The organism is Streptomyces globisporus, from assembly GCF_003501885.1.
Taxonomy (GTDB): domain Bacteria; phylum Actinomycetota; class Actinomycetes; order Streptomycetales; family Streptomycetaceae; genus Streptomyces; species Streptomyces globisporus_D.
On the sequence record NZ_QWFA01000039.1, the window covers coordinates 1 to 22,959 of the forward strand.

General features: G+C 72.0%; 22 protein-coding genes and 2 pseudogenes. 17 read left to right on the top strand and 7 right to left on the bottom strand.

What is annotated here, in order from left to right; genetic code table 11:
• Together D3105_RS09705 and D3105_RS09710 are read left to right on the top strand one after the other, a co-directional pair.
• The coding region (locus D3105_RS09705; RefSeq protein ID WP_133305677.1) for a CAP domain-containing protein at positions 1 to 482 on the top strand (482 nt) is incomplete at its 5' end.
• 44 nt (positions 483 to 526) lie between these two features.
• On the top strand, positions 527 to 988 hold the full coding sequence (locus D3105_RS09710; protein ID WP_206272703.1) for a GNAT family N-acetyltransferase: 462 nt from the start codon (positions 527 to 529) through the stop codon (positions 986 to 988).
• A 47-nt stretch (positions 989 to 1,035) separates the two neighbouring features.
• Here the strand turns inward: D3105_RS09710 and D3105_RS09715 are convergent, their stop codons facing one another.
• A complete protein-coding gene (locus tag D3105_RS09715; protein WP_118902178.1) occupies positions 1,036 to 1,524 on the bottom strand; it encodes a GNAT family N-acetyltransferase in 489 nt (162 codons plus the stop codon).
• A 50-nt stretch (positions 1,525 to 1,574) separates the two neighbouring features.
• On the opposite strand from D3105_RS09715, the gene D3105_RS09720 reads away from it, so the two are divergent.
• Positions 1,575 to 2,390 carry an exodeoxyribonuclease III gene (locus tag D3105_RS09720; RefSeq protein ID WP_118902181.1) on the top strand — a complete coding sequence of 272 codons (816 nt, stop codon included), beginning with the start codon at positions 1,575 to 1,577 and terminating at the stop codon, positions 2,388 to 2,390.
• Positions 2,391 to 2,416: 26 nt separating this feature from the next.
• Here the strand turns inward: D3105_RS09720 and D3105_RS09725 are convergent, their stop codons facing one another.
• On the bottom strand, positions 2,417 to 3,058 hold the full coding sequence (locus D3105_RS09725; protein WP_118902184.1) for a MerR family transcriptional regulator: 642 nt from the start codon (positions 3,056 to 3,058) through the stop codon (positions 2,417 to 2,419).
• A gap of 168 nt (positions 3,059 to 3,226) precedes the next feature.
• Between D3105_RS09725 and D3105_RS09730 the strand changes: the two genes are divergently transcribed.
• The 4 genes from D3105_RS09730 (at position 3,227) to D3105_RS09745 (ending at position 6,982) form a co-directional block, all read left to right on the top strand.
• On the top strand, positions 3,227 to 4,828 hold the full coding sequence (locus D3105_RS09730) for a flavin-containing monooxygenase (protein WP_118902186.1): 1,602 nt from the start codon (positions 3,227 to 3,229) through the stop codon (positions 4,826 to 4,828).
• The gene (locus D3105_RS09735) at positions 4,825 to 5,763 is read left to right on the top strand and encodes an alpha/beta fold hydrolase (RefSeq protein ID WP_118902189.1); all 939 of its coding nucleotides are present in this window, start codon (positions 4,825 to 4,827) and stop codon (positions 5,761 to 5,763) included. The genes D3105_RS09730 and D3105_RS09735 overlap by 4 nt, the downstream gene beginning before the upstream one ends.
• On the top strand, positions 5,760 to 6,653 hold the full coding sequence (locus D3105_RS09740; RefSeq protein ID WP_118902191.1) for an SDR family oxidoreductase: 894 nt from the start codon (positions 5,760 to 5,762) through the stop codon (positions 6,651 to 6,653). The genes D3105_RS09735 and D3105_RS09740 overlap by 4 nt, the downstream gene beginning before the upstream one ends.
• A 134-nt stretch (positions 6,654 to 6,787) precedes the next feature.
• Positions 6,788 to 6,982, top strand: a complete 195-nt coding sequence (locus tag D3105_RS09745; RefSeq protein WP_118902194.1) for a hypothetical protein — start codon at positions 6,788 to 6,790, stop codon at positions 6,980 to 6,982.
• Between the two features lie 141 nt (positions 6,983 to 7,123).
• Here D3105_RS09745 and D3105_RS09750 read toward each other — a convergent pair whose 3' ends face one another.
• Both D3105_RS09750 and D3105_RS09755 read right to left on the bottom strand, forming a co-directional pair.
• Positions 7,124 to 8,233 carry an aromatic ring-hydroxylating oxygenase subunit alpha gene (locus D3105_RS09750; protein WP_118902197.1) on the bottom strand — a complete coding sequence of 370 codons (1,110 nt, stop codon included), beginning with the start codon at positions 8,231 to 8,233 and terminating at the stop codon, positions 7,124 to 7,126.
• A 128-nt stretch (positions 8,234 to 8,361) separates the two neighbouring features.
• Positions 8,362 to 11,754 carry a S41 family peptidase gene (locus D3105_RS09755; RefSeq protein ID WP_118902200.1) on the bottom strand — a complete coding sequence of 1,131 codons (3,393 nt, stop codon included), beginning with the start codon at positions 11,752 to 11,754 and terminating at the stop codon, positions 8,362 to 8,364.
• A 171-nt stretch (positions 11,755 to 11,925) separates the two neighbouring features.
• Here D3105_RS09755 and D3105_RS09760 point away from each other — a divergent pair, with 171 nt between their 5' ends.
• Both D3105_RS09760 and D3105_RS09765 read left to right on the top strand, forming a co-directional pair.
• The gene (locus D3105_RS09760; RefSeq protein ID WP_118902203.1) at positions 11,926 to 12,498 is read left to right on the top strand and encodes a TetR/AcrR family transcriptional regulator; all 573 of its coding nucleotides are present in this window, start codon (positions 11,926 to 11,928) and stop codon (positions 12,496 to 12,498) included.
• A gap of 160 nt (positions 12,499 to 12,658) precedes the next feature.
• Entirely contained in the window at positions 12,659 to 14,890 is a 2,232-nt protein-coding gene (locus tag D3105_RS09765) for an MMPL family transporter (protein ID WP_118902206.1), read from the top strand.
• A 201-nt stretch (positions 14,891 to 15,091) separates the two neighbouring features.
• On the opposite strand, the pseudogene D3105_RS09770 reads toward D3105_RS09765, so the two are convergent.
• A pseudogene (locus D3105_RS09770) lies at positions 15,092 to 15,256 on the bottom strand (ABC transporter permease); the annotation flags it as partial.
• Between the two features lie 47 nt (positions 15,257 to 15,303).
• Entirely contained in the window at positions 15,304 to 15,720 is a 417-nt protein-coding gene (locus D3105_RS09775; protein ID WP_118902212.1) for an SsgA family sporulation/cell division regulator, read from the bottom strand.
• A gap of 230 nt (positions 15,721 to 15,950) precedes the next feature.
• On the opposite strand from D3105_RS09775, the gene D3105_RS09780 reads away from it, so the two are divergent.
• The 6 genes from D3105_RS09780 (at position 15,951) to D3105_RS09805 (ending at position 21,244) form a co-directional block, all read left to right on the top strand.
• Positions 15,951 to 17,015, top strand: a complete 1,065-nt coding sequence (locus D3105_RS09780) for an energy-coupling factor ABC transporter permease (protein WP_118902215.1) — start codon at positions 15,951 to 15,953, stop codon at positions 17,013 to 17,015.
• 1 nt (position 17,016) lies between these two features.
• Positions 17,017 to 17,778, top strand: coding sequence for a cobalt ECF transporter T component CbiQ (cbiQ, locus tag D3105_RS09785; protein ID WP_118902218.1), 762 nt, complete (start codon positions 17,017 to 17,019; stop codon positions 17,776 to 17,778).
• The gene (locus D3105_RS09790; protein ID WP_118902221.1) at positions 17,766 to 18,557 is read left to right on the top strand and encodes an energy-coupling factor ABC transporter ATP-binding protein; all 792 of its coding nucleotides are present in this window, start codon (positions 17,766 to 17,768) and stop codon (positions 18,555 to 18,557) included. Before cbiQ ends, D3105_RS09790 begins: the two co-directional genes overlap by 13 nt.
• Before the next feature lie 166 nt (positions 18,558 to 18,723).
• Positions 18,724 to 19,890 carry a serine hydrolase domain-containing protein gene (locus D3105_RS09795; protein ID WP_118902252.1) on the top strand — a complete coding sequence of 389 codons (1,167 nt, stop codon included), beginning with the start codon at positions 18,724 to 18,726 and terminating at the stop codon, positions 19,888 to 19,890.
• Positions 19,887 to 20,681 carry an SDR family NAD(P)-dependent oxidoreductase gene (locus D3105_RS09800; RefSeq protein ID WP_118902224.1) on the top strand — a complete coding sequence of 265 codons (795 nt, stop codon included), beginning with the start codon at positions 19,887 to 19,889 and terminating at the stop codon, positions 20,679 to 20,681. Before D3105_RS09795 ends, D3105_RS09800 begins: the two co-directional genes overlap by 4 nt.
• A 95-nt stretch (positions 20,682 to 20,776) precedes the next feature.
• Complete coding sequence (locus tag D3105_RS09805) at positions 20,777 to 21,244, top strand: GNAT family N-acetyltransferase (RefSeq protein WP_118902227.1); 468 nt, start codon at positions 20,777 to 20,779, stop codon at positions 21,242 to 21,244.
• A 38-nt stretch (positions 21,245 to 21,282) separates the two neighbouring features.
• Here the strand turns inward: D3105_RS09805 and D3105_RS09810 are convergent, their stop codons facing one another.
• Entirely contained in the window at positions 21,283 to 21,729 is a 447-nt protein-coding gene (locus D3105_RS09810; protein ID WP_118902230.1) for a GNAT family N-acetyltransferase, read from the bottom strand.
• 124 nt (positions 21,730 to 21,853) lie between these two features.
• Between D3105_RS09810 and D3105_RS09815 the strand changes: the two genes are divergently transcribed.
• Entirely contained in the window at positions 21,854 to 22,414 is a 561-nt protein-coding gene (locus D3105_RS09815) for a GNAT family N-acetyltransferase (RefSeq protein WP_118902232.1), read from the top strand.
• Positions 22,415 to 22,454: 40 nt separating this feature from the next.
• Positions 22,455 to 22,734 (top strand): annotated as a pseudogene (locus D3105_RS09820) (hydroxyurea phosphotransferase); the annotation flags it as partial.
• Positions 22,735 to 22,959 lie beyond the last annotated feature (225 nt).

The window sequence follows — 22,959 nt, forward strand, 5'->3', positions numbered from 1 at the left end:
CCGCGGTCTCGCCCACGCCGACCCCGAGCCGGACCGCCGCCACCCGGCCGCCCACCGTCCCCCCGTCGCCCTCCGCCTCGCCGGCGCCCGCGCCGCGCCCCGGCCCGGACGCCCGCGTGGTCACCCGGGTCAACACCCTGCGCGCCGCGAACGGCTGCCCGGAGCTGGAGACCGACCCCCGGCTGACCGAGGTCGCCCAGCGGCACTCCGAGGACATGGCCGCGCGGAACTACTTCGACCACACCGACTCCTCGGGCCGGGGCGCGGGCGACCGGGTCGGCGCCACCGGCTACGCGTGGTCGGCCGTGGGGGAGACCATCGCGACCGGCATGAGCGATCCGGCCGCGGTCGTCGAGGAGTGGCGCAACAGCCCCGGCCGCGACGACGACATCTTCAACTGCGACTTCGTCCACGTGGGCGTGGGCATCGCCGACTCCCCGCGCGGCCCCTACTGGACGCAGGTGCTGGCCACCCCGAGGTGAGCGGCCGGGCCAATTGTCAGTGGCGGGTGCCAGACTCGGTCGGCATGGAAAACAGCGTGCAGCTCAGGGATGTCGTGGCCGAGGACCTGGAGGTCTTCCTCGCGTACGAGCACGATCCGGAGGCGGCCCGGCGGTCGCGGTTCGCTCCCCGCCAGAGGGACGCGTTCATGTCGCACTGGAGGACGCGGGTGCTGGGGAATCCCGCCAACTTCGTGCAGACGGTCGTCGTGGACGGGGAGACCGCGGGGAACATCGTGGCCTGGTGGGAGGAGGACCGGCGCTTCATCGGCTATTGGTTCGGCCGTGCGTACTGGGGCCGGGGCATCGGCACCGGGGCGCTGACCGCGTTCCTGGAGCGGGAGACGGCCCGCCCGCTGTACGCGGACCCGGCGGTCGGCAACACCGGCTCGGTTCGCCTGCTGGAGAAGTGCGGGTTCACGGCGACCGGCGCGGTGCGACACGGCGAGGACGAGCATGTGCTCCTGGTGCTCGACGGGGGTGCGTGACGACCGCCTCGTACCGGAGCGCGTGACCGACCGCCCTGTACCGGCCGCTACGGCTGCCGCAGCGGCTTCGCCATGCAGATGCTGCTGTCGTACGTCCGGTAGTGGCCGAACTTCACGTCGCAGACGGTGTAGCCGCACGAGGTGTACAGCGCGACGGCCTCGGGCTGCCGGTCGCCGGTCTCCAGGACCATCCTGGTCCGGCCCGCGGCCCGGGCGTCCTCCTCCAGGGCGGCGAGCATCCGGCGGGCCAGGCCCAGGCCCCGGCCCTCGGGGATCACGAACATCCGCTTGATCTCGGCGTCGCCGTCCTCGTAGCCGTCGGCGTTCAGGTTCTGGGTCCGCCAGCCGCCGGTCGCCACCGGGCGCTCCTGCTCGTCGTAGGCGAGCAGATACAGACCGTGCGGCGGCACGAACATCGACGGGTCGAGCGGTGTGACATCGCCCTCGTCGCCGTAGCGCACCGCGTATTCGAGCTGCACCTGGTCGTTGAGTTTGACGGCGTCGGGGTGGTCGAAGGGCCGCGGGTGAATAAGCATGCTGGCTATCGTATATCTGTGCGTGGGGGTGGAGTAGGTACTGTTCGGGGATGCTGACCGTTACCAGTGTGAATGTTAATGGGCTCCGCGCCGCCGCCAAGAAGGGCTTCGTCGAGTGGCTGGCGGGGACCGACGCCGACGTGGTCTGCCTCCAGGAAGTGCGGGCCGAGCTCGCCCAGCTGCCCGAAGGGGTGGGCTCCCCCGAAGGGTGGCACACCGTCCACGCGCCCGCCGCCGCCAAGGGTCGCGCGGGCGTCTCGCTCTACTCGCGGCTGGCCCCCGAGCGGGTCCAGATCGGCTTCGGCGGACACGGAGTCCCCGGGGCCGAGGAGTTCGACACGAGCGGTCGGTACGTCGAGATCGACCTTCCCGGGGTCACCGTCGCCAGCCTGTACCTGCCCTCCGGCGAGGTCGGCACCGAGCGCCAGGACGAGAAGGAGCGCTTCATGGCGTCCTTCCTGCCCTACCTCCAGGGGCTGAAGGCGCGGGCGGCGGCGGACGGCCGCGAGGTCGTCGTCTGCGGTGACTGGAACATCGCCCACCAGGAGGCCGACCTGAAGAACTGGAAGGCCAACCGCAAGAGCTCCGGCTTCCTCCCCGAGGAGCGCGCCTGGCTCACCCGGGTCCTGGAGGAGGCCGCGTACGTGGACGTCGTGCGGTCGCTGCACCCGGATGTCGAGGGGCCGTACAGCTGGTGGTCCTACCGGGGGCGGGCCTTCGACAACGACACCGGCTGGCGTATCGACTACCAGATGGCGACCCCGGGGCTGGCCGGGCGTGCGGTGAAGGCCTGGGTCGAGCGGGCGGCCACGCACGGCGAGCGCTGGAGCGACCATGCGCCCGTCACGGTCGTCTACGAGCGGTAGACCCCACCAGGGGCGGTCGCGCGGGCTTACGCCTTCGGGGGCTGCGTGCCGTCCTCGCGGCGCAGCCTCCGGTCCAGGGCCATCGACAGCTCCGCGTCCACCACCGCGCGGGCCAGGGGCCGGAGTTGGGCGGGTTCGGTCTCCTTCGTATGGGCATGCAGTACGCGTACGAAGATTTCCGCGAGCGCCTCCGCGTGCTCGCGGACGCGGCGGCCCGAGGAGAGCACCGTGGACAGCGGCACCCCTTCCCGTACGAGCTCGGCCGACACCTCCAGGAGGCGGCGGCTGATGTGCACGATCTCGTCCCCGTCGGTGGCGAGATAGCCCAGGTCCAGTGCGGCGGCGAGGTTCTCCGGCGTGACCTCGCCCTCGAAGTAGTCCGCGAGCTGCTCCGGGGTGAGCCGGACCGGGGTCTCCTCGGTCGGTTCGCCCAGGCCCAGCACCTCGGCGACATCGCGGCCGCTCTCGAAGGTGGCCGCCAGATCGGCGATGCCGTTGAGTGTGTGGCCGCGCTCCAGCAGGCCCGCGATGGTCCGCAGTCGGGCCAGGTGGTGGTCGTCGTACCAGGCGATCCGGCCCTCGCGGCGCGGTGGCGGGATCAGTCCGCGCTCCCGGTAGAAGCGCAGGGTCCGCACGGTGATGCCGGCCTCCTTGGCCAGCTCCTCCATGCGGTATTCGCGGTGCTCGCGTCCTTCAGCCACAGAGGCACCCTATGTTGTACCGCCGGTAACTTTCCTTGGTCCGCCCCCTACCCATCAGTACGGTCCTGCTCTACTCTCCGAACCATGCCAGTGATTGCTGGCGGAGTCGCGTGACGTACCGCGGGAGGCGGCAGCATGGCCCAGCAGGAGCACGTACGTGTGGCGGTGATCGGAACCGGATTCGGGGGCCTGGGGGCCGCCGTCCGGCTGCGCCGCGAAGGCATCACCGATTTCGTCGTCCTGGAGCGGGCCGCCTCGGTGGGCGGCACCTGGCGGGACAACAGCTATCCCGGCTGCGCCTGCGACGTACCGTCCCACCTCTACTCCTTCTCCTTCGCGCCCAACCCGGACTGGCCGCGCACCTTCTCCGGCCAGGAGCACATCCGGGCCTATCTGGAGCGCGTCGCCGACACCTTCGGTCTCCGCCCGCACATCCGGCTGAACCACGAGGTGAAGCTGATGAGCTGGGACAAGGAGAACCTGTACTGGGTGATCGAGTCCGCCAACGGGACCACGCTCCACGCGGACGTCGTCGTCTCCGCCACCGGTCCGCTCTCCGACCCCAAGATGCCCGACATACCCGGGCTCGACTCCTTCCCCGGCAAGGTCTTCCACTCCGCGCGCTGGGACCACGACTACGACCTGGCCGGCAAGCGCGTCGCGATGGTCGGCACCGGCGCCTCCGCGATCCAGATCGTCCCGGCGATACAGCCGAAGACCGCGAAGCTCACGCTCTTCCAGCGCACCCCGCCGTGGGTCATGCCGCGCATGGACCGCACCATCAGCAAGGCCGAGCGCGCCCTCCACCGGGCGGTCCCCGTCACCGGCACCGCGCGCCGCGGACTGCTGTGGGGCATACGGGAGTTGCAGGTCAGCGCCTTCACCAAGCACCCCGACCAGCTGGGTCTGGTGGAGAAGATAGCCAAGTCCAACATGGCGCGGGCCATCAAGGACCCGGCCCTGCGGGCCAGGCTGACCCCCGACTACCGCATCGGCTGCAAGCGGATCCTGCTCTCCAGCACCTACTACCCGGCGCTCGCCCAGCCCAACGTGGACGTGGTCGCCTCCGGGCTCAGCGAGATACGCGGCTCCACGGCCGTCGCCGCCGACGGCACCGAGGCCGAGGTCGACGCGATCATCTTCGGCACCGGCTTCCACGTGACGGACATGCCGATCGCCGAGCGGGTCGTCGGAGCGGAGGGCATCACCCTCGCCGAGACCTGGAAGGACGGGATGAACTCGCTGCGCGGCGCGACCGCCTCGGGGTTCCCCAACTGGATGACGATCATCGGCCCCAACACGGGCCTCGGGAACTCCTCGATGATCCTGATGATCGAGTCCCAGCTGAACTACATGGCCGACTACCTCCGCCAGCTGAACGTGCTGGGCGGACGCGCCGCGCTCGACGCCCGGTCCGGCTCCGTCACCGCGTGGAACGACAAGGTCCAGCAGCGGATGAAGCGCACGGTGTGGAACACCGGCGGCTGCACCAGCTGGTACCTGGACGAGGCGGGCCGCAACACGACCGTCTGGCCGGGCACGACGGGTGAGTTCCGGCGCCAGACCCGGTCGGTGGACCTCGGGGAGTACGACGTCGTCCGGGCCGGCGTCGCGGGTGGTGAGCGGCGGACCGCCGGCACCGGACGCGTCCCCGAGCAGCCCGGCCCCACCGACCGCGAGACCGTGACCGCCGCCGCACCGGACGCGGGGCCCGTCGCCGAGGAGGCCACGCGATGAGCCGGCTCCTGCACCGCGACACCGTCCCGCCCGTGCCCGCCGCCCAGTCGACCGTACGGTCCGCCGACGGTGCGCGGATCCACGTCGAACTGCACGGCCCCGAGGACGCGCCCGCTGTCGTCCTCGCCCACGGCTGGACCTGCAACACCCGCTTCTGGGACGCCCAGATCCGCGAGCTGGCCGCCGACCACCGCGTCATCGCCTACGACCAGCGCGGCCACGGGCTCTCTCCCGAGCCGGGCCCCGGCGGCTACAGCACGAACGCGCTGGCCGACGACCTCGAAGCGGTCCTCGCCGCGACGCTCGCCCCGGGCCGGAAGGCGGTGGTCGCCGGGCACTCCATGGGCGGCATGACGGTGATGGCGGCGGCCTCCCGCCCCGGACTGCGCGAACACGCCGCAGCCGTGCTGCTCTGTTCCACCGGAGCCACGCGGCTGGCCGCCGAGGCCCTGGTCCTGCCGCTCCGCGCGGGTGCGCTGCGGACCCGGCTCACCACCGCCGTACTGGGTGCGAAAGCCCCCCTCGGGCCGGTGACCCCGGTCTCCAGGAAGATCCTCAAGTACGCCACGATGGGGCGGGGTTCGGCGCCGGACCGGGTCGACGCCTGCGCCCGGATCGTGCACGCCTGCCCGCGCCGCGCCCGGGTGGAGTGGGGCCATGTGCTGGGCGAGCTGGATCTCGCCGGTGGCGTACGGGAGTTGCGGGTGCCGACCGCGGTGATCGCCGGCACGGACGACCGGCTGACACCGCCGGTGCACGCCCGGGCCATCGCGGACGCCCTGCCGGTCGGCCTCGGCCTGACCGAGCTGACGGGCATGGGACACATGACGCCGGTCGAGGCCCCGGAGGCCGTTTCGGCGAAAATCAGGGAGCTGGTCACCCGGTACGTCACCACGGGCGCGGCCGCCACGGCGGAGAAGGAGGATGTCGCATGAGCGGCAAGCGGAATCTGGAGGGCCAGGTCGTCGTCGTCACCGGCGCGGCCCGGGGTGTGGGCGAACTGCTCGCCCGCAAGCTGTCCGCACGCGGGGCGACCCTCGCGCTCGTCGGCCTGGAGCCGGACGAGCTGAAGCAGGTCTCCGACCGGCTGCACGGCGAGAGCGACCACTGGTTCGCCGACGTCACCGACCACGAGGCGATGGCCCAGGTGGCGCGTGAGGTCAAGGAGCGGTTCGGCAAGGTCGACGTGGTCGTCGCCAATGCGGGCGTCGCCGCGGGCGGCCCGTTCGCCGACTCCGACCCGGCCGCCTGGCGGCGGGTCATCGAGGTCAACCTCATCGGCGGCGCGGTCACCGGGCGGGCCTTCCTGCCGGTGCTGACGGAGAGCCGCGGCTACTTCCTGCAGATAGCGTCGCTGGCCGCGATCACCCCGGCCCCGATGATGACCGCGTACTGCGCGTCCAAGTCGGGCGTCGAGGCCTTCGCGCACAGCCTGCGCGCCGAGGTCGGCTACAAGGGCGTCAAGGTCGGCGTCGGTTACCTCTCCTGGACCGACACCGACATGGTGCGCGGCGCGGACCAGGACGACGTGATGCGGGAACTGCGGCAGCGGCTGCCGTGGCCGATGAACCGCACCTACCCGCTCGGCCCGGCCGTCGACCGGATCGTGGACGGTATCGCGCGGCGCTCCCCGCACGTCTACGCCCAGTGGTGGCTGCGCGGGATGCAGTCGGTCCGGGGCTACCTGCCCTCGGTCATCGCGCTCGGCGGACAGCGCGAGATGCGGCGCTTCGAACCGCGCCTGCACACCGTGTCGAAGGGCTTGGTGGGGGCCGGGGGAGCGGCGGACCAGGACGCGCGTGCGGAGCGTGCGGAGCGTACGTAACGGGGTGGGCCGGCCCCACCTCACGGTGGGTAGTGGTCCGAAATGCGCGGGATGTCGGGTCGTGCAACGCTGAGCACGGCCCCGCTGGGGGCCACCCCCACATCCGTCCCACGCATTCCACAGGAGTGAACAGCATGGGTATCGCAGACCAGTTCAAGGACAAGGCGCAGGAGCTCGCCGACCAGGCCAAGCAGAAGGCCGGTCAGGGCAAGGACCAGGCCCAGGACCGGGCCTCCCAGGCCCGCGACCAGCGGTCGGACTCCTCCTCGGGCATGAAGGACCGTGCCCAGGACGCCGCGGACCAGGCGCGCGAGCGTTTTGACCGTTGACGGTCGTTGAGGTGTGACGCGTGCGTGCTGCGGTCAGCGCGTGCGTACGCGTCGCGTCAGGAGGCGCACCCGGGTGACCGGGTGCGCCTCCTTCTTGTGAGGGGCCCGCCCTCCCCGGGGCGCGGGCCAAAAAGGATGTCCTCAATCGCCGGACGGGCGGGAAATGGGCACGCCGTTCGCGCGCAGGACGTCGCGGACGTCCAGGATCAGCGAGAAGACCTCGTGGTTGCGGTCCTCGCCCTGCTCGTCCCACGCCCGCTGTTCGGCCTCGACGGCCATGCGGTCCTCCGCGAAGACCCGTTCGGTGAAGTGCCGGATGAACGGCCAGGCCACGCTCAACGCGGCCGGAATCCTGGGCTTCTCGATCATGAGCAGCCCGTACGCGTGGCAGACGCGCTGCTCCGCGTCCTCGGGCACGTATACCGCCCAGAGCCGCAGCGCCGGGTGGTCGGCCTTCTCCGGGACCAGGTCCAGCGTCTGGTAGGGGTACTCGGTGCGGATGGTCATGACGTCGCTGGACGGCCGCCCGCCCAGGCCCTCGGCGGCGAGCAGGCTCGCGCTGCGGTTGCGTCTGCCGCCGGTGTGGGTGAACAGATAGCGGGCCTCCACCGACGCCGGGCCGCTCTCGTACCCCAGCAGCTTCGGCTGGAGCTTGCCGACCACGCCCCGGTGGAGGAACTGGTGGTTCATGTCGAGCAGGTTCTCGTGCAGGAACGAGTAGTGGCAGCGCACGGTCCGGGAGAACGTCATCGTCCTGTAGTGCGGTGAGGCGAAGGCGGGAATGTCCGGCAGCGGGGTGACCGCCGCCTTCTCCGGGTCGCCCGGGAAGACGAACACCAGGCCGTACGCCTCGCGCACCGGATAGGCGCGCACACCGCGCGGCGGCCGGGCGTCGCCCTTGGCGAGGTAGGGGATCTGCGAGATGCGACCGTCGCCGCGGTAGGCCCAGGCGTGGTAGCAGCAGCGGAGCGTCTCGCCGTCCACGACGCCCATGCTCAGTGGCACCTGCCGGTGGGCGCACCGGTCCTCCAGCGCGTGGACGGCGCCGCTTCGGGCGCGGTAGAGCGCGATGCGCTCCCCGGCGAACACGGCCGCGGCCACCCCTTCCCTCCGTACGCTCCGGGAGAGGGCGACCGGGTACCAGAAGTCCGGGTGGGCCCCGATCCGCCGCAGGTCGGGCGGGGCGGGGGCCGGGCTGGGGTCCTCCCCGGGCCGACCGCGTGCGATCTGGTCCGAGCGGTTCTCGGTCATGCTTCTCCCTCGTACGTGGGCAGCCCCTCCCATCGTGTCCGCCGCCCACGCGTGAGCGCCCGCCCGGAGCGCCCGGACGGGTGCTCACCTCCCACGCACGGGGGATCGCCCGTAGGCCTGACCGGGCGTCACCTCGGCGGGAGCGGCGGCCTGCGGAGGTTCGGTGCCGTGTCGTAGGACGGGGGCGTCGCCGCCGGGTGGGCCGCCAGCAGGTCCAGCGCCAGGCGGACCGCGTCGTCCAGGACCGCGTACCGGCCCTCCGCCCAGTCCAGCGGGGTGCGCAGGGCCTCCACGTCCGGCTCCACACCGTGGTTCTCCACCGACCAGCCGTACGTGTCGAACCAGGCCGCGTTCATCGGCACCGTGATCGACGTGCCGTCGCCGAGCCGGTGGCGGCCGGTCATGCCGACCACCCCGCCCCAGGTGCGCTGGCCCACCACGGGCCCCATCTTCAGCAGGCGGAACGCGGCGGTGATCATGTCGCCGTCCGAGGAGGTCGCCTCGTCGGCCAGGGCGACGACCGGGCCGCGCGGCGCGTTGGAGGCGTAACTGACCGCCTGCGCGTTACGGGTCAGGTCCCAGCCGAGGATCGTGCGGGTGAGCTTCTCCACGACCAGCTCGCTGATGTGGCCGCCCGCGTTGCCCCGTACGTCCACGATGAGCGCGGGCCGGGCCACCTCCAGGCGCAGGTCCCGGTTGAACTGGGCCCAGCCGGAGCCGCCCAGGTCCGGGATGTGCAGATAGCCGCACTTTCCGCCGCTCAACTCCCTTACGACGTCCCGGCGTTTGGCCACCCAGTCCTGGTAGCGCAGCGGGCGCTCGTCCACCAGTGGCATGATCGCCACCCGGCGGGACGGGCCGCCACCCGCCGGGGAGAAGGTCAGCTCCACCGTGGTGCCGCCCGCCGCCGTCAGCAGCGGGTAGGGGCCCGCCACCGGGTCCACCGGCCGGCCGTCGACATGGGTGAGGACCGCGCCCTCCCTGATCCCCGTACCGGCCAGCGGTGAACGCGCCTTGGAGTCCGAGGAGTCGCCGGGCAGGATGCGTTGGACCACCCAAGCGCCTTCCCGGCAGACCAGGTTGGCGCCCAGCAGGCCGATCGCCCGCTGGTAGTGCGGCGGGCCCTCGTTGCGGCGGGCGGGGGAGACGTACGCGTGCGAGGTGCCCAGCTCGCCCAGCACCTCGCGCAGGAGATCCGCGAACTCGTCGGGGGACGCGACCCGTTCGACCAAGGGGCGGTACTGCTCCAGCACCCCGTCCCAGTCGATGCCGCACATGTCCGGTTCCCAGAAGTAGTCGCGGATGATCCGGCCCGCTTCCCCGTACGCCTGCCGCCACTCCGCCCCCGGGTCGACCTCGTGCAGGATGCGGCGCAGGTCGAGGTAGACCGTGGTGTCGCCGTCGCCCGGCTCGGTGGCGGGGACGGCGCGCAGTTCGCCGTCGTCCATCACGACGAGGCGCGAGCAGTCGCCGCTGACCGCGAACCAGTCGAGGTGGTCGACCAGTTCGGTCCTGCGGGCCTTCGCGATGTTGAAGTGCTCCAGGGTGGGCCGCCCCGACATGTCGGCCGGGTTGGCGAACGTCTCGCCCAGCGCCCCCGAGATCGGCCAGCGCAGCCAGACCAGACCGCCGCCGCTCACGGGGGCGAGCGCCGAGTACTTGGACGCGGAGACGGGGAACGGCGTCACCCGGCTCTCCAGCCCCTCGAACTCCACCATCACCGTCGACCCCTCCGACGTGCCGCCCTCCGGCACGTCCACCGGGTCCAGGCCGCCCGCCGCCGGGCGCCCGTCGGGGGAGAGCGCGAAGGGCGACGGGGTCGCCGAGGAGAGCGGGACCAGGTACGGGCGGCAGCCCAGCGGGAAGGACAGGTCGCCGGTGTGGACGTCGTACACCGGGTCGAAGCCGCGCCAGGACAGGAACGCCAGATAGCGGCCGTCCTCCGTGAAGACCGGGTTCTCGTCCTCGAAGCGGCCGTTGGTGACGTCCACGATCGCCGGTGCGCCGGGGCCGGAGATCCGGGCCAGCTTGATCTGCCGCAGTGAGCGGCCGACGCCCGGGTGGGACCAGGTCAGCCAGTCGCCGTCGGGGGAGAAGGCCAGATCGCGGACCGGGCCGTTGACCGAGCGGATCAGCTCGGTGAGCCCGGGGTGCTCGTCGGCCGGAACGGCGCTGTCCGGGGTCGCCGCGCCGGTGGCCGCGTGGAGGTCGGCGCGGGTCGAGCCACTGGGGGCCTTCTCGACGGCTTCCAGGGGCTCCCCCTCGGCCTCTTCCTCACCCGTGTCCAGGAGCAGCAGGCGGCCGTCGTTCGAGGCGATGGCCAGGCGGCTGCCGTCCGGGTCGGAGATCATCTCCTGGACCCGGCCCAGCAGCCCGGTGGCGAGCCTGCGCGGCGGCCGGTCGCCGCTGGCGCGCGGCAGATAGGCGATCTCGACCGCGTCCGGGCCCTCCGCGTCGGTGATGTACGCGACCTGCCCGCCGCTGCCGAGCATCTCCGGCAGCCGCACCCGTACGCCCGGGGTGTCGGCGATGGTGCGGGCGGGGCCGTCGCGGTGGGTGAGCCAGTAGAGGCTGCCGCGTACGGTGACGGCGCTGGCCCGGCCCGTCTCGTCGACGGAGAGCGAGTCGACGTTGCTGGCGGCGGGCACCTGGTGGACGCGGCGGCCGGTGCGCGGGCCCCCGAGGCGTACCTCCAGCTTGCGTGGGGTGGCGTCGGGTGACTCCAGGTCCTCGACCAGCCACAGCTCGCCCGCGCACTGGTAGATCACCCGGTGCCCGTCGCTGGAGGCGTTGCGGGCGTAGAAGGCGTCGTGGTCGGTGTGCCGGCGCAGATCGGTGCCGTCCGTCCGGCAGGAGTAGAGGTTGCCGACGCCCTGGTGGTCGGAGAGGAACGCGATGCGGCGGCCGACGAACATCGGGTTGGCGAGGTGCCCGTCGATGTCCGGGAGCAGCCGCTCGCCGTGCAGCCACAGGCGGCCCATGGCCCCGCCCCGGTAACGCTTCCAGGCGGCCGGTTCGTGCGGGGGCGTGCCGGTGAGCAGCAGGGTGCGGCGCTCGCCGTCGATGTCGGCGACCGCGATGTCGGAGACCGGGCCCCAGGGGAGCCTGCCCCCGGGGCTGCCGTCGGTGGGGACGCTGTAGGCCCAGGAGAAGTACGAGAACGGCTGGTTGTGCGAGGAGACGGCGAGGATCTGGCAGGCGTCGCCCGGATCGGGGCTCCAGCCGCAGACCCGGGCGTCCGTCGAGCCCCAGTAGGTGAGCCGGCGCGCCGGACCGCCGTCCACGGGCGCGAGATGGATCTCGGGGTCCAGGGTCCGCCAGGTCGTGTAGGCGATGGAGGTGCCGTCGGGCGAGAAGCGGGGATGGCTGACCCGGGTCCGGTCGACGGTCACCCGCCAGGCGCGTCCGGGCCGGTGCCCGGCGGCGGCGAGGGGGGCGACCCAGAGGTCGTCCTCGGCCGCGAAGCACAGCAAGTCCTGGTGGAGGTGCGGGAAACGGAGATACGCCACGTCGTCGCTCACCCCCCAATGTTTTCGGTGCGCGGGGCCCGGGGCAACTTGTGGTGCACGACACAAGCGAAACGATTTCGTTTCGCTGGCGGGTGGGGGTACGGTTCAGGTGTACGAAACGGTTTCGTTCGATGATGAACGGAACGCTGGACCGGTGGACAGGCAGGCGAAGGAGGTCGGCACATGGCACGCACCAGGCTGACCCCCGAACGTGAGGGCGAGCTCTACGAGGCCGTCCTCGACCTGCTTCGCGAGGTCGGTTACGACGCCCTGACCATGGACGCCGTCGCCGCCCGTGCCCATTCGAGCAAGGCCACTCTCTACCGCCAGTGGGGCTCCAAGCCCGAGCTGGTCGTGAAGGCGCTGCGGCACGACAAGCCGGGGAGCCTCGCGGACATCGACACCGGCTCGCTGCGCGGTGACTTCCGTGCCGCGCTGAGCCGGACCGACGACTGCCAGATGGAGAAGGACGCCGCGCTGATGCGGGGTCTGAGCCATGCCGTCCACGAGAACCCCGAGCTGCTCCAGGCCCTGCGCGAGCTGCTGATCGAGCCGGAGATGACCGGGCTCGACCAGCTGCTGCAACGGGCGGTGGACCGGGGCGAGCTGCGTCCGGACAATCCGGCGCTGAAGTACATCCCGCACATGCTGGTCGGCGCGCTGGCCGCCCGGCAGCTGATCGAGGACCGCCCGCTCGACCAGGCGTTCCTCATGGATTACGTGGACTCCGTGGTTCTCCCCGCCCTCGGCGTCTGACGTCCCCGCACCACTGCCCGTACGGTCTGTTCCCCGCGTACGGCACGTCCCGCCCGCACGGCCCTCTCCCCGAAGCTCCACCTGACACGCCGCTCTCGTCGTCGGGCTGGTTTCGCACGCCCGATTTCCACTCATACGACCTGACCGGGAGTACGCCCCCGTGGCCACTTTCCTCTACAAGCTCGGACGGCTCACCTTCCGCCGCCGCGGCTTCGTCGCCCTCATCTGGGTGGCGTTGCTGGCGGTCGCCGGAATCGGTGCGGCCACCGCGTCCACCGCCACCTCCAGTTCCTTCTCGATCCCCGGTACGGAGGCGCAGCGCGCCTTCGACCTCCTGGAAGAGCGCAACCCCGGCAACAGCGCCGACGGCGCGACCGCCCGGGTCGTCTTCAAGGCCCCCGAGGGCGAGAAGGTGACCGACGCCGAGAACAAGCGCGAGATCACCGGCATCGTCAAGGAGCTGCAGTCCGGCTCGAAGCAGATCGCCAAGGTCGACGACCCGTTCCAGGTGCAGGCCGTGAGCCAGGACGGTTCGACGGCGTACATCTCCGTCTCCTACCAGGTCAACTCCATGGAGCTGACCGACGCGACCCGGGACTCCCTGGAGGATGCGGGCAAGGACGCGCAGAAGAGCGGCATGAAGGTGGAGATCGGCGGCGACGCCCTCCAGGTCATGCCGCACACCGGGACCGCCGAGATCATCGGCGTCGTCATCGCCGCGATCGTCCTCGTCATCACCTTCGGTTCGCTGGTCGCCGCCGGGCTGCCGCTGCTGACCGCGCTCATCGGGGTCGGGATCGGGGTCTCGACGATCACCGCGCTGGCCAACGTCCTGGATCTCGGCTCGACCACCTCGACCCTCGCCATGATGATCGGCCTCGCGGTCGGCATCGACTACGCCCTGTTCATCGTCTCCCGCTACCGCGCCGAACTGGCCGACGGCCGGGACCGCGAGGAAGCCGCCGGGCGGGCCGTCGGCACGGCCGGATCCGCGGTCGTCTTCGCCGGTCTGACCGTGGTCATCGCCCTGGTGGGCCTCGCCGTCGTCAACATCCCGATGCTGACGAAGATGGGCTTCGCCGCCGCCGGAACGGTCGCGATCGCCGTCGTCATCGCCCTCACCCTCGTCCCGGCCCTGCTGGGCTTCGCGGGCAAGCGGGTCATGGGCCGCAAGGCCCGTAAGGCCGCCGAGGCGGAGAAGAGCCCCGAGGCCAAGCCGAACATGGGCACCCGCTGGGCTCGGTTCGTGCTGCGCCGGCCGGTCTGGGTCATGCTCGTCGGCGTCCTCGGCCTCGGCATCGTCGCCGTACCGGCCGCCTCGCTGGAGATGGGCCTGCCCGACGACGGCGCCCAGCCGAAGTCGACCACGCAGCGCCAGGCGTACGACATGCTCTCGGACGGCTTCGGCCCCGGGTTCAACGGTCCGCTGATGGTCGTCGCCGACACGAAGAACAGCTCCGACGGCAAGGCCGCCGCCGCACGGATCTCCGAGGAGATCGAGTCCATCGGCGTCGTCGCCGTCGCCCCGGCCCAGTTCAACAAGGCCGGCGACACCGCGACGATCGTGGTCATCCCGAAGGACCGGCCGTCCTCCCACGCCACGGAGGAGGTCGTCCACGACATCCGTGACGCGGGCAAGAGCATCAAGGCCGACACCGGGGCCGAGGTCCTGGTCACCGGTGCCACCGCGATGAACATCGACTTCTCGCAGAAGATGAACGACGCCCTGGTGCCCTACCTGGCGCTCGTCGTCGGCCTCGCGTTCCTGCTGCTGATGCTGGTCTTCCGCTCGATCCTCGTCCCGCTGAAGGCGGCCCTGGGCTTCCTGCTCTCGGTGGTCGCGGCCCTCGGTGCGGTCGTCGCGGTCTTCCAGTGGGGCTGGCTCGGCTCGCTCTTCGGCGTCGAGCAGACCGGTCCGATCATGAGCATGATGCCGATCTTCATGGTCGGTGTGGTCTTCGGTCTCGCGATGGACTACGAGGTCTTCCTCGTCACCCGGATGCGCGAGGCGTACGTCCACGGCGAGAGTCCGGGCCAGGCCGTCGTGACCGGCTTCAAGCACGGCGCGCGGGTGGTCACGGCCGCCGCGGTGATCATGATGGCGGTCTTCGCCGGCTTCATCGGCTCCAGCGAGCAGATGATCAAGATGATCGGCTTCTCGCTCGCCATCGCCGTCCTCTTCGACGCCTTCGTGGTGCGCATGGCCATCGTGCCCGCCGTCCTGGCCCTGCTCGGCCGCAAGGCCTGGTGGCTGCCGCGCTGGCTGGACCGGGCGCTGCCCAACGTGGACGTGGAGGGCGAGAAGCTGCAGCAGCAGCTGACCGACGAGTCCGGTTCCGCCGGGCCCGGTGACGGCGGCGGCGAGGGTGAGCGTGAGCTCGTCCGCGTCTGACCCGTCCCCGGACGGTCGATACTCCGGGGTCCGCGTCTGAGCGGAGCGCGGTCCCGGAAGCGCCGGTTACCTGTGGGGACGGGGACCGGGGCACAGCGAAAGCCCCCGTGCGAGCGGCACGGGGGCTTTCCTCTTGCCCACGGACTTCCTGGGTGCGGGCTTTCGGCGTACGGCGAGGCGCGGGCGGGGCGCCGCACATGATCAGCGCGCCGCCGGGTCGCGGCGGAACAGCGACTTCCACCACAGGTGGCCGAGCACGGCCAGGGCCAGGCTCCAGCCGACGGCCGGCCGGCCGTTGTGGCCGATCTCGGTGCCCAGCAGCAGGCCGCGCAGGGCCTCGATGACCGGGGTGAAGGGCTGGTACCGCATAGGCGACCCCGGCAGGGTCGCCTGTGTGCCATCCGGGCCGTTGCTCAGCCGTGGGCCGGCTGGGCGCCCTTGTCCGTACGCGTCGTGCGGGACGGCTGCTGCGGTTTGCGCCCCGCGTCCTGTGGCGCCGCCGGTGTCTGCGTGCGGGTGCGAGCGAGGAAGCGGATCAGCGTCCGGATCTCGAACTGGAACACCTCGACCCCGTCCGTCGAATGCAGTTCCACGATCAGCTGCGTACGGCCGCAGGGCCAGATGCGGACGGCGCCGCGCTCGATCGGCGTGCGCAGGCCGCGTTCCAAAAGGTCGCGGCCGAACGCCCAGTCGGTGCCGTCGGGCAGACCTATGTGGACGGTGCGCCGCTCGTCGGCCGGGTCGTAGCGCAGGTCGACGGGGACCGGACGGGTGAGAGGGCCATCGGTGATGAGCCGGGCGCGTGCGTGTTCTTCGATCACAGGGGACATAGGCCGGCTCCTCCTATATGTATCGCTCTGCCCTCTAATGTCCCATATTTCGCGGAAGTGGCGCGGTGAGAGTCCACCGTGACCGTGGGTGCATCTCAGTTGCCGGACTCCCGCTCTTGCGCACACTTTGCAGGAGAGCACTATTATTGATGGGTTCATGACCCCGCCCGCAGGTCCGTGCCGAGCGGACGCGGACACCGTGCGGAACTGCAGAAAGCGGAGTCCCTCTCATGCATGTACCCGATGGATTCATCGACGCACCTGTCTCCGTCGCCGCCGGGGCCTTCGCGGTCGGCGCGGTCGCCGTCAGCCTGCGCGGCGCGCGCCGCGAACTCGACGAGCGCACCGCCCCGCTCGCCGGTCTGGTGGCCGCGTTCATCTTCGCCGTGCAGATGCTCAACTTCCCGGTGGCCGCCGGTACCAGCGGCCATCTGATGGGAGGGGCGCTGGCCGCGATCCTTGTCGGACCCTGGACGGCGGTGCTCTGCCTGTCCGTGGTGCTGCTGCTGCAGGGCATCTTCTTCGCTGACGGCGGTCTCACCGCGCTCGGCGTGAACATCACCGTCATGGGCGTGGTCACCGTCGTCGTCGCGTACGTGGTGTTCCGCCTGCTCACCGGCCTCCTGCCGCGCACCCGTCGGTCCGCGACGGCCTCGGCGTTCGTCGCCGCGCTCGTGTCCGTACCCGCGTCGGCCGCCGCCTTCACGCTGCTCTACTGGATCGGCGGCACCACGGAGATCCCGATCGGCAAGGTCTTCACCGCCATGGTCGGCGTACACGTCCTGATCGGCATCGGGGAAGCGGTCATCACGGCCCTGACGGTCGGCGCGGTCCTGGCCGTACGCCCCGACCTCGTCCACGGCGTCCGCGGAATCGCCGCCCCCCTCAAGCTCCGGATCGACGGGGAGCTGGTCGACGCGCCCGCCGCGACCCGCGACCCCGAACCCGCCCCCGCGCACCGGTCCGCCCGCGGGTTCTGGATCACCGGGCTGGTCTCGGCGTTCCTCCTCGCCGGGTTCGTCTCCTTCTACGCCTCCGCCGACCCCGACGGCCTGGAGCGGGTCGCCGCCGACCAGGGCATCGACGAGAAGGTGGCGGAGCACGGCGCGGCCGACTCCCCGCTCGCCGACTACGGCGTCGGGGACATCGCGAACGCCCGGCTCTCCGGCGGCCTCGCCGGGGTGATCGGCGTCAGCGCCACCGTCGTCGTCGGCACCGGGGTGTTCTGGGTGGTCCGCCGCCGTGAGGAAGAGCCCGGCGAAGCGCCCCGCGACCGCGACCACGAGAACGCCTGACATGGGTGCGGGCCACGCCCACAAGCTCTACCGGCACGGACCCTCGCCGGTCCACGGCCTGCCCCCGCACTGCAAACTCGTCGCCGTCTTCTGCTTCGTGCTCGTGGTCGTCTGCACCCCGCGCGAGGCGATGTGGGCCTTCGGGCTGTACGCCGCCCTGCTGGCCGCCGTCGCTGCCGTGGCCCGGATCCCCGTCGGCTTCCTGCTGAAACGGCTCGTCGTCGAGGTACCGTTCGTCGCGTTCGCCCTGCTCATGCCGTTCGTGGTGCCGGGCGAGCAGACGAACGTCCTCGGCGTCTCCGTCAGCGTCCCCGGCCTCTGGGGCGCGTGGAACGTGCTGGCCAAGGCCACCCTCGGCGTCGCCGCCTCGGTGCTCCTGGCCTCCAGCACCGAACTGCGCGCCGTCCTGCTCGGCCTCCAGCGCCTGAAGCTGCCGCCGCTGCTCGTGCAGATCGCCTCGTTCATGATCCGGTACGGGGACGTCGTCACCGACGAGATGCGGCGCATGGCGATCGCCCGCCGCTCCCGGGGCTTCGAGGCGCGCGGCGTACGGCAGTGGCGGGTGCTCGCCGCCTCGGCGGGGGCCCTGTTCATCCGCTCCTACGAACGCGGTGAACGCGTCCACCTCGCCATGGTGAGCCGGGGGTACACGGGCACGATGCCGGTGATCGACGAGGTGACAGCGGACCGGACGCAGTGGGCGTACGCGGCGACGCTCCCCGTGCTCGCGCTCGCGATCTGTCTGCTGGGATGGACCCTGTGACCGTTTCCCCGAAGGACGCCGAGACCGCCGCCCCGTCGCTCGAAGTCAGCGGCCTCGCCTACGCCTACCCCGACGGCCACCAGGCCCTCTTCGGGGTGAACCTGACTGTCGGCCGCGGCGAACGCGTCGCGCTCCTCGGCCCCAACGGCGCGGGCAAGACCACGCTCGTCCTGCACCTCAACGGCATCCTGGAGGCGGGCTCCGGCACGGTCCGGGTCGCCGGGCTCCCGGTGGCCAAGCGGAATCTGGCCGAGATCCGCCGCCGGGTCGGCATCGTGTTCCAGGACCCGGACGACCAGCTGTTCATGCCCACGGTCCGCGAGGACGTCGCCTTCGGGCCCGCCTCCGCCGGACTGCGCGGACCGGAGCTGGAGGAACGCGTCCTGCGGGCGCTGAAGCAGGTCGGCATGGAGGAGTACGCGGCCCGCCCGCCGCACCACCTCTCCTTCGGGCAGCGCCGCCGCGTCGCCGTGGCCACCGTCCTCGCGATGGACCCGGAGATCCTCGTCCTGGACGAACCCTCGTCCAACCTGGACCCGGCCTCCCGTCGCGAACTGGCCGACATCCTGCGGTCCTTGGACGTCACGGTGCTCATGGTCACCCACGATCTGCCCTACGCCCTGGAGCTCTGCCCGCGCGCGGTCATCCTCAGCGAGGGCGTCATCGCCGCCGACGACCGTACGCAGGACCTGCTGCGCGACCAGGAGCTGATGCGCTCCCACCGGCTGGAGCTGCCGTTCGGCTTCGACCCGGGAGCCGTCGACATTCCGGCACCGTAAACAGATGGTGACAGCCCGGTGGTGACGGAGACCCGCTCCCCGAACACCCCGCCGGGACGTGCACCATGGAGGGATGAGCGGGAGCGCGGGAGTGAGCACGACGGGTACGGGCGCGGAAGCGAAATCCGGCGCGGGGGCAGCCGAGACCGTGAGCGCGGACAGGGCCGTGGACGTCCGGGGCACGGTGGCCCCCGGGTACGAACCGGTCGCGGACGCCTTCGTCCGTAACTTCGAGCAGCGGGGCGAGCGCGGCGCGGCCGTCGCCGTCTACCGCCACGGACGCAAGGTCGTCGACCTCTGGGCCGGTACGAGAGACGTCGACGGCACCGAACCGTGGGCCGTCGACACCGTCCAGATCGTCCGCTCGGCCGGCAAGGGCATCGCCGCCGCCGTCCCGCTCCTCCTCCACCAGCGCGGGCAGGTGGACCTGGACGCCCCGGTCTCCACCTACTGGCCGGAGTTCGCGGCGAACGGCAAGGAACGCGTCCTCGTCCGCGACCTCCTCGCGCACCGGGCCGGGGTCCCGGCCCTGGACCGCACCCTCACCCCCGCCGAGGCCGCCGACGGCGTCTCCGGGCCCGCCGCCGTAGCCGCCCAGCGACCGCAGTGGGAGCCCGGCACCGACCACGGCTACCACGCCCAGACCTACAGTTGGCTGGTCGGCGAACTGGTCCGCCGCGCCACGGGCCGCACCATCGGCCGCTGGATCGCCGAGGAGATCGCCCGCCCGCTCGGCCTCGACTTCTGGTTCGGGCTCCCCGCCGACGAGGCCCACCGCATCGGGCGCATCGGCCCCGTGGAGCCTCCGGCCGCGGCAGGCGCGTCGGGGGCCCTGCGCGTACGCCCCAAACGCTCCGTCGTCGAGGCGTACCGCGACCCGGAGTCGCTGACCCGGCGGGCGTTCGGCGCGATCGACCCGTTCCCCGACGAGAACGACCCCGCCTACCGCGCGGCCGAACTTCCCGCGTCGGGCGGCATCGCGACCGCCCGGGGCCTGGCCCGCTGCTACGCCGCGATGATCGGCCCCGTCGACGGCCACCGCCGGCTGTTCGCCCCCGCCACGCTCACCCTGGCCCGTACGGAGGAGTCGGCGGGTCCGGACCGGGTCCTGGTCGTCAACACCCGTTTCGGCCTGGGCTACATGCTGCACGGACCGGCCGCCCCGCTGCTGGGACCCGGCTCCTTCGGCCACCCGGGACGCGGCGGTTCGCTCGGCTTCGCCGACCCCGAGTCCGGCATCGCGCTCGGCTATGTCACCAACGGCCTCCAGAAGGGAGTCACCGCCGACCCCCGTGCCCAGGCGCTGGTCAGAGCAGTACGGTCGGCCCTATGACACCTGTGACATCTGCCCGCTTCGCCGGCTACAGCATCCTGATCACCGCCGCGGGCCAGGGCATCGGCGCGGCAACGGCCCACCGCCTGGCGGCGGAAGGGGCCTCGGTCCTCGTCACGGACCTCGACGCGAAGCGCGCGTCCGACACGGCGGCGGCGATACGCGAGGCGGGCGGCACCGCCGACTCCCTCGTCTGCGACGTGGCCGACCGTGCGGCGGTGGAGGCGGCGGTGGCGTACGCGGTCGAGACCTTCGGCCGGCTCGACGTCCTGGTCAACAACGCCTACGCGGCGAGCGAGGACGCCGAGCTCTTCGAGGACGAGCCGGACGAGCAGTGGGAACGCGACCTGGACATCACGCTCTCCGGCCCCTTCCGCTGCGCCCGCGCCGCCCTGCCGCACCTGGTCGCCTCGGGCCGGGGCGCGATCGTCACCATCGGCTCGGTCAACGGTGAACAGGACTTCGGCGGCCACGCGTACAGTGCCGCGAAGGCGGGCCTGGCCAGCCTCACCCGTACGCTGGCGGGCCACGCGGGCCCGCGCGGGGTACGGGTCAACCTGGTCGCCCCCGGCACGATCCGCACCGACGCCTGGGCGGGCCGCGACACTGAGTTGGCCCGGGCGGCGGCCCTCTACCCGCTGGGCCGGATCGGCACCCCCGAGGACATCGCGTCGGCCGTGGCCTTCCTCGCCTCGTCCGACGCGTCGTGGATCACGGGGACGACGCTGCGGGTGGACGGCGGGATCCTCGCGGTGAACACGGGCTTCCGGCAGGCGATGGCGCAGCCGTAGACCGGCGGGCGGCGGGGCAGCCCTAGATCCCGCAGGCGAGGGCGCAGCTGTAAACCCGCTGGTCCAACCCCGCCGCGGCGGCCTACCCTGCGCGGATGATCAACCACGAACACACCGACAGAACCGGCCGCCCCGTCACCCTCCACGAGGTGGACGCGGACAACTGGCGGGCGGTCGCCGACTGCGCCCCGCGCGACGACCAGCGCGACTGGGTCCCCGCTCTGGCCGCCCGCTACCTCGTCCTGAGCAGCCGCGAGGACACCTGGAACTCCCTCGCGGTCCTCGCGGGCGACGAGGTGACGGGCCACATCATGTGGGGCCGGGACGAGGACGGTTCGCACTGGATCGGCGGCATGCTGATCGACGCCGCCCACCAGGGCAGGGGTATCGGCCGCGCAGCCGTACACACCCTGGCGGACTGGCTCTCGACCCGCGAGCCCGGCACCGCCGTACGCCTCTCGTACGCCCCGGAGAACGAGGCGGCCGCGCACCTGTACACCGCGCTCGGCTTCCGGCCGACCGGGGTGGAGGAGGACGGGGAGATCGTGGCGGAGTGGAAGTAGCGGCGGCGAAGTGAGTGCTCGTCCCGTGGGTCGCGCCACTACGTCGCCGGACCGAGCATCATCAGCATCGTCGGGTCGGGCACGGGGGTGAACCCGACCTTGGCGTACAGCTCGTGGGCGTCGAGCGTGGCGAGCAGGGTGCGCTTGAGTTCGTACGGGGCGAGGTGGTCGCGGACGGCGGTCGCCAGGCGTACGCCGAGGCCCCGGCCGCGGTGCGCGGGGTCCACGTAGACGTCGCAGAGCCAGGCGAAGGTGGCACGGTCCGTGACGACCCGGGCGTAGGCGACCTGCGTCCCCCCGCCGTCGTACACACCGAAGTTGAGCGACCCGCGCAGGGACCGCTCGACGAGATCCCGGCTGCGGCCGAGCGCCCAGAAGGCGTCGGTGGAGAGCCAGTGGTGTACGAGGCCGATGTCGATGCGGTCCGGGTCGGTGTCGATCTCGTACGCGTCGTCGCCGGGCGGGCCGCTGGTCGTGGTGGTCATGGGACCGGATGCTAGCCGCGGCACGGAGTTCCAGCCGTGGGTGCGGGCAGTCGTCGTCCGTGCTGCCCGGCGCCGCCGGATAAACGAATGGCGGGGGCGGGCTTCGCGCGGCAGGATGCCCTGCATGACCTTGCCCACCCCCGAGTTGCACACCGAGCGCCTGCGCCTGCGGCCGTTCACCGACGCCGACGCGGCACCGCTCTACGCGCTGCAGAGCGACGCCCATGTGCTGCGCTACTGGGACTCCCCGCCGTGGACCGATCCGGCCCGCTCCCAGCGCTTCATCGAGATCTGCCGCATGATCGAGGAGGAAGGTTCGGGAGCGCGGGTGGCCGTCGAACGCGTCTCCGACGGCGCGTTCATCGGCTGGTGCGGTCTCTTCGACTGGAACCCGGACTTCCGCAGCGCGTCCCTGTGCTACGTCTTCGACGCCGCCACGTGGGGCAACGGATACGGCACGGAGACCGCGCGGGCCGTCCTGCGGTGGGCGTACGACACCCTGGACCTGAACCGCGTCCAGGCCGAGACCGACACCCGCAACGTGGCGTCCGCCCGGGTCCTGGAGAAGCTCGGCTTCGTCCGCGAGGGCACCCTCCGCGAGGACTGCATCGTCAACGGCGACGTCTCCGACTCCTGGGTCTTCGGTCTGCTCCGCCGGGACTGGGACGCGACGGCCGGCCGCTAGGACCGGGAGTTGAACCGGTGACCGTGCCCAACGCGTTGGCAGCAGCATGCTCCTGGAACGGCTCGACGGAGCCCTACCCTGGCCTCGATCCACGATGACGACGTGGCGATGGGCCTCCTCGCCGGACCGCACGCGCGGCTGGTCGCGGACCCCGCGCCGCCGGGGCTGCGCGGCCTCGGTGACGTCGCCGCCGCGATGCTGGAGCAGGTCCCGCAGGCGGTCACGCATCTGACCGACCCGGCCGACCGGCACCTCCTGGGAGGCTGGGCATCGGCCGCGCCGAACTGTCCGACGACCCCGGAGACCGGCTGTTGCCGTGGGTCGCGGTGGAGCGCGATGCGGTGAGGACGGCTACCGCACGAGGTCGATCTCCGCCCATTCCGTCCTGCGCGGGACCGGCCCGGGGGTGATGCCCCAGTGGCCCGGCTTCGTCGCCTACGCCGCAAGGCGCTGAACACACGCCCGCCACTATGATGCGGGCAACGCGTCACCATGCGCGCTGGTGTGCCGGGAAGTCTGGTCGGCGTCGGAGGGGCAGCCGTCCC

Bases quoted from the DNA above. Each gene is read 5' to 3' on its own strand.
- D3105_RS09710 (WP_206272703.1), top strand. From the start codon at position 527: ATGGAAAACAGCGTGCAGCTCAGGGATGTCGTGGCCGAGGACCTGGAG.
- D3105_RS09715 (WP_118902178.1), bottom strand. From the start codon at position 1,524: ATGCTTATTCACCCGCGGCCCTTCGACCACCCCGACGCCGTCAAACTC.
- D3105_RS09720 (WP_118902181.1), top strand. From the start codon at position 1,575: ATGCTGACCGTTACCAGTGTGAATGTTAATGGGCTCCGCGCCGCCGCC.
- D3105_RS09725 (WP_118902184.1), bottom strand. From the start codon at position 3,058: ATGGAGGAGCTGGCCAAGGAGGCCGGCATCACCGTGCGGACCCTGCGC.
- D3105_RS09730 (WP_118902186.1), top strand. From the start codon at position 3,227: ATGGCCCAGCAGGAGCACGTACGTGTGGCGGTGATCGGAACCGGATTC.
- D3105_RS09735 (WP_118902189.1), top strand. From the start codon at position 4,825: ATGAGCCGGCTCCTGCACCGCGACACCGTCCCGCCCGTGCCCGCCGCC.
- D3105_RS09740 (WP_118902191.1), top strand. From the start codon at position 5,760: ATGAGCGGCAAGCGGAATCTGGAGGGCCAGGTCGTCGTCGTCACCGGC.
- D3105_RS09745 (WP_118902194.1), top strand. From the start codon at position 6,788: ATGGGTATCGCAGACCAGTTCAAGGACAAGGCGCAGGAGCTCGCCGAC.
- D3105_RS09750 (WP_118902197.1), bottom strand. From the start codon at position 8,233: ATGACCGAGAACCGCTCGGACCAGATCGCACGCGGTCGGCCCGGGGAG.
- D3105_RS09760 (WP_118902203.1), top strand. From the start codon at position 11,926: ATGGCACGCACCAGGCTGACCCCCGAACGTGAGGGCGAGCTCTACGAG.
- D3105_RS09775 (WP_118902212.1), bottom strand. From the start codon at position 15,720: ATGTCCCCTGTGATCGAAGAACACGCACGCGCCCGGCTCATCACCGAT.
- D3105_RS09780 (WP_118902215.1), top strand. From the start codon at position 15,951: ATGCATGTACCCGATGGATTCATCGACGCACCTGTCTCCGTCGCCGCC.
- cbiQ (WP_118902218.1), top strand. From the start codon at position 17,017: ATGGGTGCGGGCCACGCCCACAAGCTCTACCGGCACGGACCCTCGCCG.
- D3105_RS09790 (WP_118902221.1), top strand. From the start codon at position 17,766: ATGGACCCTGTGACCGTTTCCCCGAAGGACGCCGAGACCGCCGCCCCG.
- D3105_RS09800 (WP_118902224.1), top strand. From the start codon at position 19,887: ATGACACCTGTGACATCTGCCCGCTTCGCCGGCTACAGCATCCTGATC.
- D3105_RS09805 (WP_118902227.1), top strand. From the start codon at position 20,777: ATGATCAACCACGAACACACCGACAGAACCGGCCGCCCCGTCACCCTC.
- D3105_RS09810 (WP_118902230.1), bottom strand. From the start codon at position 21,729: ATGACCACCACGACCAGCGGCCCGCCCGGCGACGACGCGTACGAGATC.
- D3105_RS09815 (WP_118902232.1), top strand. From the start codon at position 21,854: ATGACCTTGCCCACCCCCGAGTTGCACACCGAGCGCCTGCGCCTGCGG.